General features: G+C 70.1%; 8 protein-coding genes. 7 read left to right on the plus strand and 1 reads right to left on the minus strand.

Annotated elements, in window-relative coordinates; all coding sequences use genetic code 11:
- Positions 1 to 77: 77 nt before the first annotated feature.
- Positions 78 to 299, minus strand: a complete 222-nt coding sequence (locus ACFVXA_RS05600; RefSeq protein WP_383737684.1) for a TetR family transcriptional regulator C-terminal domain-containing protein — start codon at positions 297 to 299, stop codon at positions 78 to 80.
- A 39-nt stretch (positions 300 to 338) separates the two neighbouring features.
- Here ACFVXA_RS05600 and ACFVXA_RS05605 point away from each other — a divergent pair, with 39 nt between their 5' ends.
- The 7 genes from ACFVXA_RS05605 to ACFVXA_RS05635 all read left to right on the plus strand — a co-directional run bounded on the left by ACFVXA_RS05605 (position 339) and on the right by ACFVXA_RS05635 (position 9,243).
- Positions 339 to 476, plus strand: a complete 138-nt coding sequence (locus ACFVXA_RS05605) for a hypothetical protein (protein WP_389933493.1) — start codon at positions 339 to 341, stop codon at positions 474 to 476.
- Positions 477 to 506: 30 nt separating this feature from the next.
- A complete protein-coding gene (locus ACFVXA_RS05610; RefSeq protein ID WP_390023916.1) occupies positions 507 to 1,967 on the plus strand; it encodes a glycoside hydrolase family 3 protein in 1,461 nt (486 codons plus the stop codon).
- Positions 1,968 to 2,007: 40 nt separating this feature from the next.
- A complete protein-coding gene (locus tag ACFVXA_RS05615) occupies positions 2,008 to 2,256 on the plus strand; it encodes a hypothetical protein (RefSeq protein ID WP_390023918.1) in 249 nt (82 codons plus the stop codon).
- 63 nt (positions 2,257 to 2,319) lie between these two features.
- Positions 2,320 to 2,997 carry a spermidine synthase gene (locus ACFVXA_RS05620; RefSeq protein ID WP_362024420.1) on the plus strand — a complete coding sequence of 226 codons (678 nt, stop codon included), beginning with the start codon at positions 2,320 to 2,322 and terminating at the stop codon, positions 2,995 to 2,997.
- A 113-nt stretch (positions 2,998 to 3,110) separates the two neighbouring features.
- Positions 3,111 to 3,848 (plus strand): response regulator transcription factor, encoded by a 738-nt coding sequence (locus ACFVXA_RS05625; protein WP_028802127.1) that lies wholly within the window; start codon positions 3,111 to 3,113, stop codon positions 3,846 to 3,848.
- Between the two features lie 94 nt (positions 3,849 to 3,942).
- Positions 3,943 to 5,136, plus strand: coding sequence for a HAMP domain-containing sensor histidine kinase (locus tag ACFVXA_RS05630; RefSeq protein WP_362024423.1), 1,194 nt, complete (start codon positions 3,943 to 3,945; stop codon positions 5,134 to 5,136).
- A 291-nt stretch (positions 5,137 to 5,427) separates the two neighbouring features.
- Positions 5,428 to 9,243, plus strand: a complete 3,816-nt coding sequence (locus ACFVXA_RS05635) for a multifunctional oxoglutarate decarboxylase/oxoglutarate dehydrogenase thiamine pyrophosphate-binding subunit/dihydrolipoyllysine-residue succinyltransferase subunit (RefSeq protein WP_390023920.1) — start codon at positions 5,428 to 5,430, stop codon at positions 9,241 to 9,243.
- Positions 9,244 to 9,351: the final 108 nt, after the last annotated feature.

Below are 9,351 nucleotides of genomic sequence, written 5' to 3' on the forward strand. Positions count from 1 at the left end.
CACACTTCGTGCCCCACGCGCCGCTGTCTATGACCGACGCCACGCGAGAGCCGATTCACAGCAACTTCCAAGGTGTTTCACGCGTCCGGGGGAAGACCCCGCCCCTCGGCCGTGATCGAGCGCAGCAGCCGGTCGGCGTACGCCCGGAAGCGTCCAACCATGTCGAAGCCCTGCGGATCGAGCACCCACTGGACCTGGAGTCCGTCCATGACGGCGGCGGTCTCCTGCGCGACGGCCACGATGTCGGTGCCGGGCTTGAGCTCCCCGCCCTCGACGGCACGCCGCAGCGGTCCGGACATGTGCTCGACGAGGTCCGCGTACCGCCGGGTGAAGTACGCGTGCGCCGGGTGCCCATCGTCGCCCCCGCGTTCCTCGCTATCGGCGGCGGCGGCAACTACGGCGCGCTGTTCCTCTTCGGCGCGGTCGCCGCCGTACTGGGCGCGTTCGCCGTCCAGTTCATCCGCTCGGTCAGGTAGCCCCCGTACAAAGGAAGCAAGGAAGCCGGGATGACCACTCCCACGTACCGCGATCCGCACCGCCCCGTCGACGAGCGCGTCGAGGACCTGCTCGCCCGCATGACCCTGGAGGGGAAGGCGGGCCAGCTCTTCCACTCCATGCTCGGCATGAACGCCGACGGCACCTTCGCCACCGAGGGCCCGTTCGTGCACGCCGCCACCCCCGAGCTGATCGAGGGCAAGGGGCTGACCCACTTCAACACCATCGGGCAGTACGGGGTCCGGGAGATGGCCCAGTGGGTCAACCGGATCCAGGAGCTCGCGGCGGGCACCCGTCTGGGCATCCCCGTCACCCTCTCCACCGACCCGATCCACGCGTTCACCGACAACCCGGGCGCCTCCTTCGACTCCGGTGCCTTCTCGGCCTGGCCCGAACCGCTCGGCCTGGCCGCGATCGGCGACCCGGAGCTGGTGGAGCGGTTCGGCGACACGGTCCGCCGCGAGTATCTGGCGGTCGGCTTCCGGGTCGCCCTGCACCCGCAGATCGACCTCGCGACCGAGCCGCGCTGGTCCCGCCAGAGCGGCACGTTCGGCTCGTCAGCCGATGTCACGAGCGAGCTGGTGCGGGCGTACGTACGCGGTCTCCAGGGCGCGAAGCTCGGCCCCGACTCGGTCGCCGCCATGGTCAAGCACTTCCCCGGCGGCGGCCCGCAGAAGGACGGCGAGGACCCGCATTTCGCGCACGGCAAGGAACAGGTCTACCCGGGCGGGATGCGCGACTACCACCTCGCGCCGTTCAAGGCGGCCATCGAGGCCGGCTGCTCGCAGATGATGCCGTACTACGGACAGCCGGTCGGCACCGACTGGGAGGAGGTCGGCTCCGGCTTCAACCGCGACGTCCTCACCGGCCTCCTGCGCGGCCGGCTCGGCTTCGACGGCATCATCTGCACCGACGGGGGCCTGCTCAACGAGGCGCCCGTCCTCGGCGAGCTGTTCCCGGCCCGCGCCTGGGGCGCCGAGCACCTGTCCGTCGCCGAACGGGCGGCGAAGGCACTGGACGCGGGCAGCGACCAGTTCGGCGGCGAGCAGTGCCCCGAGGTGATCGTGGAACTGGTGCGCTCGGGCCGGATCACCGAGGCGCGGATCGACGCGTCGGTACGTCGGCTGCTGCGCGGGAAGTTCGTGCTCGGCCTCTTCGAGAACCCCTGCGTCGACCCCGGCCGGGCCGAAGAGATCGTCGGCGCGAGCGAGTTCACCGCGCTCGGCGAGGCCGCCCAGCGCCGCTCCCTCACCGTCTTGACCAACCAGGACCTGCTTCCGCTCCAGGGCCGCCCGAATCTGTACCTGCGGGGCGTCAGCGAGCGGGCGGCGCGGCGTACGGCAACGTGGTCGCCGACCCCGCCGACGCGGATCTGGCCGTGCTGCGGCTGCGGACCCCGTACGAGGAGCGGCCCGGGCTCTTCGAGTCCTTCTTCCACTCCGGTTCGCTCGCCTTCCCCGAGGACGAGTTGAAGGAGATCCTGCGGCTGCTCGACAGCACGCCCACGCTGGTGTGCGTCCATCTGGAGCGACCCGCCGTGCTCCCGAGATCGCCGCGAAGGCGGCCGCCCTGGTCGCCGACTACGGCGCCTCGGACGCCGCCCTGCTGGAGGTCGCCTTCGGCCGGGCGCGGGCCGAGGGACGCCTGCCCTTCGAACTGCCGCGCTCCATGACGGCGGTGGCGGCCTCCCGGCCGGACGTGCCCGACGACACGGAGGACCCGGTGTTCCCGTACGGGCACGGAGTGGCGCTCCAGGGCTGAACGGGACGGCATCCAGGGATCAATTCGGCCACCCGTCCTGGTGAAACTGCCAGGATGGGGGTCATGACTGCTTCGTACGACACCCCCGTGGTCATCGACCGCCGGGAAGGCCCGTACGGCGAGGTCGTGCTGCGGCGGCACGGCGCGCTGCTCCAGATCATCGCCAACGGGTGCTTCCTGATGGACACCTCCGACGGCCGCTCGGAGCGGCTGCTCGTCGACGCCGCCTACGACGCGCTGGACGGGCGCCCGGCACCGAGCGTGCTGATCGGCGGCCTCGGCGTCGGTTTCTCACTCGCGCACGCCGCCGCCGACCCGCGCTGGGGACGCATCACCGTCGTCGAGCGCGAGCCGGCCGTCGTCGGATGGCACCGCGACGGGCCCCTGGCCGAGCTCTCCGCTTCGGCCCTCGCGGACCCGCGGACCCACATCGTGGAAACCGACTTGCTCGCCCACGTCAATGAGACATCCGCCACGTACGACGCGCTGTGTCTCGACATCGACAACGGGCCCGGCTGGACCGTCACCGAGAGCAATGAAGGCCTCTACTCGATGGCCGGACTGACAAGCTGCGCAAGGGCGTTGAGGCCCGGCGGGGTGCTCGCGGTGTGGTCCGCGCAGCCCTCTCCGGAATTTGAAGGAACCTTGTGGAATGCCGGGTTCCAGCGGGTGCGTACCGAAGAGATCCCGGTTGCCCGGGGCGTTCCGGACGTCGTACACCTCGCGGTGAGGCCTGGATAGCCGCGGCACGGTGCCTGCCCGTACCCTGCTTCCCTGACGCAGATCATTCAAGCGTCAAGGGCAGTCATGGGATCACCCCACGGATTCCGGAAAGCACACCTCAGGGGCGGGCGATGGAGCAGACACACACCTCCCAGAACGGCACGGCCGCGACGCCGGGCGCTCAGCGCCGGGTCTTGGTGGTCGAGGACGACCCGACGATCGTCGACGCCATCGCGGCCCGCCTGCGCGCGGAGGGATTCCTGGTGCAAACCGCGGGCGACGGTCCGGCCGCCGTCGACACCGCCGAGGCCTGGCAGCCCGACCTGCTGATCCTCGACATCATGCTGCCCGGTTTCGACGGCCTGGAGGTCTGCCGCCGCGTGCAGGCCCAGCGCCCGGTGCCGGTGCTGATGCTCACCGCCCGCGACGACGAGACGGACATGCTGGTCGGGCTCGGCGTCGGCGCCGACGACTACATGACGAAGCCGTTCTCCATGCGCGAGCTGGCCGCCCGCGTGCACGTCCTGCTGCGCCGGGTCGAGCGCGCCGTCGTGGCCGCTTCGACGCCGCGCAGCGGCATCCTGCGCCTCGGCGAGCTGGAGATCGACCACGCGCAGCGCCGGGTGAGGGTGCGCTCGGAGGACGTGCATCTGACGCCCACCGAATTCGACCTGCTGGTCTGCCTCGCGAACACCCCGCGTGCCGTACTCTCGCGCGAGCAGCTGCTCGCCGAGGTGTGGGACTGGGCGGACGCGTCCGGGACCCGGACCGTGGACAGCCATATCAAGGCGCTGCGCCGGAAGATCGGCGCGGAGCGGATCCGTACGGTCCACGGTGTGGGCTACGCGCTGGAGACCCCGACTCCCTGAGCCGGGCCTGCCGGTGCCGGGCCTTCGCCGGGAGCTTCGTGAGCTGCGCCTTGGAAGCTTTCGTGGACGGCACCTTCGTGAGGGGGCTGATGTGATGAGCGGGCTCGGGGAGCGCGGCGTCGGCGGGCGTGGATTCGCGGAGCGCGGCGTCGGCTCGCGGGGCTCCGCAGAGCGCGGCACCGGCTCACGGGGTTCCGGGGAGGAGCGTCGCGGCGCGAGCCCCTGGGGTGGCGTCCGGCCCTTCTCGATCAAGACGAAGCTCGGCTTCCTGGTCGTCGTCTCGGTCCTCATCACCACCGGTCTGCTGATGATCGCGGTGCGCACCGAGACCGAGCTGCGCTTCATCACGGTCTTCTCGATGATCGCGACACTCCTGATAACGCAGTTCGTGGCGCATTCGCTCACCGCCCCGCTGGGCGAGATGAACGCGGTGGCCCGCTCCATCTCGCACGGCGACTACACACGCCGGGTGAGCGACAGCCGGCGCGACGAACTGGGCGACCTGGCCGGGACGATCAACCTCATGGCCGACGAGCTGGAGGCCCAGGACCGCCAGCGCAAGGAACTCGTGGCGAATGTGTCGCACGAGCTGCGCACCCCCATCGCCGGCCTGCGCGCCGTCCTGGAGAACGTCGTGGACGGCGTCTCCGCCGCCGACCCCGAGACGATGCGTACGGCCCTGAAGCAGACGGAGCGGCTCGGCCGGCTGGTGGAGACGCTCCTGGACCTGTCCAGGCTGGACAACGGCGTCGTACCGCTGCGCAAGCGTCGTTTCGAGGTCTGGCCGTACCTGTCGGGGGTGCTCAAGGAGGCCAACATGGTCGCCTCCGCGCGCGCGGGCATCGCCTCGGGCTCCGGCAGCCACACCCGCACCGACGTCCATCTGCACCTCGACGTGTCCCCGCCGGAGCTGACCGCGCACGCGGACCCGGAGCGGATCCACCAGGTCGTCGCCAATCTCATCGACAACGCGGTCAAGCACAGCCCGCCGCACGGCCGGGTCACGGTGAAGGCGCGACGGGGCGACTACCCGGAGTCGCTGGCCCTGGAGGTCCTGGACGAGGGGCCCGGCATTCCGAAGTCGGAGTGGCACCGGGTCTTCGAGCGGTTCAACCGGGGCGGGGTGCCCTCGCCGCACGGTCCGGGCAGCGACGGCGGTACGGGTCTGGGCCTGGCCATCGCGCGCTGGGCGGTCGATCTGCACGGCGGCCGGATCGCGGTGGCCGAATCCCAGCGGGGTTGCCGGATCCAGGTCACCCTTCCGGGGCTTCCCTCTCTGCCAAGTTGACGTAAAGTTCGAACCGGAGCCACAAGATCCACGCGTGTCGCCACTGACGGACACGTGTGATCAGGCAGAGGGCCGCGTGCGTCGTGCCGCGACCCCGCCCGCGCATACCCGTTCCGGCCGCTCCCGATGCAAAACCACGCTTGTTTCCCGCCATTTCCACAGCCGAAACACGGTTTCCGATGTGATGTGCGCGACGTTGGACAGGCCCGACCTGACCTTCCCGGCGCGGGAGGCGTAGCCTTTATTCCCGCTGTCCATCACCTTGTGAAGCGGAAGAGGGCGGTTGCCGCCGTGTCGCCACAGTCCCCCAGTAACTCGAGCATCTCGACCGAGGACCAAGCCGGGAAGAACCCCGCCGCCGCCTTCGGTCCCAATGAGTGGCTCGTCGACGAGATCTATCAGCAGTACCTCCAGGACCCGAATTCGGTAGACCGAGCCTGGTGGGACTTCTTCGCCGATTACAAGCCGGGGGCGGCTGCCGCCTCGGCTCCGGCGGGTACTGCGGCCGCGGGGGCCGCAGAGACCACCACGGCGGCCCAGGCCGCTCCAGCAGCCCCTGCCGCGCCCGCGGCGCCCGCAGCCCCGGCTCAGGCCGCTCCCGCGGCTCCTGCGGCTCCTGCCGCCGCGGCGCCCGCTCCGGCCGCCGCGCCCGCGGCGAAGCCCGCTGCCGCCCCGGCTCCCGCGAAGGCCGCTCCGGCCGCCGCCAAGCCGAAGGCCGCGTCGGCCACCGAGTCCCCGGAGAGCCCCGAGTTCTTCCCGCTGCGCGGCCCCGCCGCCGCGGTCGCGAAGAACATGAACGCCTCCCTGGAGCTGCCCACGGCCACGTCCGTGCGCGCGGTCCCGGTGAAGCTGCTCTTCGACAACCGCATCGTCATCAACAACCACCTGAAGCGCGCCCGGGGCGGGAAGATCTCCTTCACCCACCTCATCGGCTACGCGATGGTGCAGGCCATCAAGGCCATGCCCTCGATGAACTGGCACTACGCGGAGAAGGACGGGAAGCCCACCCTCGTCAAGCCGCCGCACATCAACTTCGGCCTCGCCATCGACCTGGTGAAGCCCAACGGCGACCGCCAGCTGGTCGTCGCGGGCATCAAGAAGGCCGAGACGCTGAACTTCTTCGAGTTCTGGCAGGCCTACGAGGACATCGTCCGCCGCGCCCGTGACGGCAAGCTGACGATGGACGACTTCTCCGGTGTCACGGTCTCGCTGACCAACCCCGGCGGCCTCGGCACCGTCCACTCGGTTCCCCGCCTGATGCCCGGCCAGTCGGTCATCATGGGCGTCGGCTCCATGGACTACCCGGCGGAGTTCCAGGGCACCTCCCAGGACACCCTGAACAAGCTCGGCATCTCGAAGGTCATGACGCTCACGTCGACCTACGACCACCGGGTGATCCAGGGCGCCGCCTCCGGCGAGTTCCTGCGGATCGTGGCGAACCTCCTCCTCGGCGAGAGCGGCTTCTTCGACGAGATCTTCGAGTCGCTGCGGATTCCGTACGAGCCGGTCCGCTGGCTCAAGGACATCGACGCGAGCCACGACGACGACGTCACCAAGGCCGCCCGCGTCTTCGAGCTGATCCACTCCTACCGGGTCCGCGGCCACGTCATGGCCGACACCGACCCGCTGGAGTACCGCCAGCGCAAGCACCCCGACCTGGACATCACCGAGCACGGGCTCACGCTGTGGGACCTGGAGCGCGAGTTCGCGGTCGGCGGCTTCTCCGGCAAGTCGATGATGAAGCTGCGCGACATCCTCGGCGTGCTGCGCGACTCGTACTGCCGCACCACCGGCATCGAGTTCATGCACATCCAGGACCCGAAGCAGCGCAAGTGGATCCAGGACCGTGTGGAGCGCCCGCACTCCAAGCCGGAGCGCGAGGAGCAGCTGCGCATCCTGCGCCGGCTGAACGCGGCGGAGGCCTTCGAGACCTTCCTGCAGACGAAGTACGTCGGCCAGAAGCGCTTCTCGCTGGAGGGCGGCGAGTCGGTCATCCCGCTGCTCGACGCCGTCATCGACAGCGCCGCCGAGTCCCGTCTCGACGAGGTCGTCATCGGCATGGCCCACCGCGGCCGCCTGAACGTCCTCGCGAACATCGTCGGCAAGTCGTACGCGCAGATCTTCCGCGAGTTCGAGGGCAACCTCGACCCGAAGTCGATGCACGGCTCCGGCGACGTGAAGTACCACCTGGGCGCCCAGGGCACCTTCACCGGCCTGGACGGCGAGCAGATCAAGGTCTCGCTGGCCGCCAACCCGTCCCACCTGGAGACGGTCGACCCGATCATCGAGGGCATCGTCCGCGCCAAGCAGGACATCATCAACAAGGGCGGCACGGACTTCACGGTCCTGCCGGTCGCCCTGCACGGTGACGCGGCCTTCGCGGGCCAGGGTGTGGTCGCCGAGACGCTCAACATGTCGCAGCTGCGCGGCTACCGCACGGGCGGCACGGTCCACATCGTCATCAACAACCAGGTCGGCTTCACGGCGGCTCCGGAGTCCTCCCGCTCGTCGATGTACGCGACGGACGTGGCGAGGATGATCGAGGCCCCGATCTTCCACGTGAACGGCGACGACCCCGAGGCCGTCGTCCGCGTCGCCCGCCTGGCCTTCGAGTTCCGCCAGGCGTTCAACAAGGACGTCGTCATCGACCTGATCTGCTACCGCCGCCGCGGACACAACGAGTCCGACAACCCGGCGTTCACGCAGCCGCTGATGTACGACCTGATCGACAAGAAGCGCTCGGTGCGCAAGCTCTACACCGAGTCCCTGATCGGCCGCGGCGACATCACCCTCGAAGAGGCCGAGCAGGCGCTCCAGGACTTCCAGGGCCAGCTGGAGAAGGTCTTCACCGAGGTCCGCGAGGCCGTCTCGCAGGCCCCCGAGGCCCCCGCCCCGGAGGAGCAGGCCGAGTTCCCGGTCGCCGTGCCCACCGCGGTCTCCCAGGAGGTCGTGAAGCGGATCGCCGAGTCCCAGGTCAACATCCCCGACCACGTCACCGTGCACCCGCGTCTGCTGCCCCAGCTGCAGCGCCGCGCGGCGATGATCGAGGACGACACGATCGACTGGGGCATGGGCGAGACCCTCGCCGTCGGCTCGCTGCTGCTCGAAGGCACTCCTGTCCGCCTCTCCGGCCAGGACTCCCGCCGCGGCACCTTCGGCCAGCGCCACGCGGTGCTGATCGACCGGGTCACGGGCGAGGACTTCACCCCGCTCCAGTACCTCTCGGACGACCAGGCCCGCCTGAACGTCTACGACTCGCTGCTCTCCGAGTACGCGGTCATGGGCTTCGAGTACGGCTACTCGCTGGCCCGCCCGGACGCGCTGGTCATGTGGGAGGCGCAGTTCGGCGACTTCGTCAACGGCGCGCAGACCGTCGTCGACGAGTACATCTCGGCGGCCGAGCAGAAGTGGGGCCAGACGTCCGGCGTCACGCTCCTGCTCCCGCACGGCTACGAGGGCCAGGGCCCGGACCACTCCTCGGCCCGCATCGAGCGCTTCCTCCAGCTGTGCGCGCAGAACAACATGACGGTCGCCCAGCCGACGCTCCCGTCGAACTACTTCCACCTGCTGCGGTGGCAGGTGCACAACCCGCACCACAAGCCGCTGGTGGTCTTCACCCCGAAGTCGATGCTGCGCCTCAAGGCCGCCGCGTCGAAGACGGAGGAGTTCACGACGGGTGAGTTCCGCCCGGTCATCGGCGACGAGTCGGTCGACCCGGCCGCCGTCCGCAAGGTCGTCTTCTGCGCCGGCAAGCTGTACTACGACCTGGAGGCCGAGCGGAAGAAGCGCGGCGTCACGGACACGGCGATCATCCGCATCGAGCGCCTGTACCCGCTGCCGGGTGCCGAGCTCCAGGCGGAGGTCAACAAGTACCCGAACGCCGACAAGTACCTGTGGGCCCAGGAAGAGCCGGCGAACCAAGGCGCCTGGCCCTTCATCGCCCTCAACCTGATCGACCACCTCGACCTCGCGGTCGGCGCCGACGTCCCCCACGGCGAACGCCTGCGCCGCATCTCGCGCCCGCACTCCTCGTCCCCCGCCGTCGGTTCCGCCAAGCGGCACCAGGCGGAGCAGGAGCAGCTGGTGCGGGAGGTGTTCGAGGCGTAGGTCTCGGCGGGCGGTCGCGTACGACAGTCTCCTGTACGACGTCGGAGGCCCGGTTCCCCTTTGAGGGGCCGGGCCTTCGGCGTGTGCGGGAGGGCGGGGGGCCGCTCG

It is taken from the genome of Streptomyces sp. NPDC058246 (genome assembly GCF_042881985.1).
Classification (GTDB): Bacteria; Actinomycetota; Actinomycetes; order Streptomycetales; family Streptomycetaceae; genus Streptomyces.

Coding starts and splice junctions, on each gene's coding strand:
- ACFVXA_RS05600 (WP_383737684.1), bottom strand. CDS start 299: ATGTCCGGACCGCTGCGGCGTGCCGTCGAGGGCGGGGAGCTCAAGCCC.
- ACFVXA_RS05610 (WP_390023916.1), top strand. CDS start 507: ATGACCACTCCCACGTACCGCGATCCGCACCGCCCCGTCGACGAGCGC.
- ACFVXA_RS05625 (WP_028802127.1), top strand. CDS start 3,111: ATGGAGCAGACACACACCTCCCAGAACGGCACGGCCGCGACGCCGGGC.
- ACFVXA_RS05630 (WP_362024423.1), top strand. CDS start 3,943: ATGAGCGGGCTCGGGGAGCGCGGCGTCGGCGGGCGTGGATTCGCGGAG.
- ACFVXA_RS05620 (WP_362024420.1), top strand. CDS start 2,320: ATGACTGCTTCGTACGACACCCCCGTGGTCATCGACCGCCGGGAAGGC.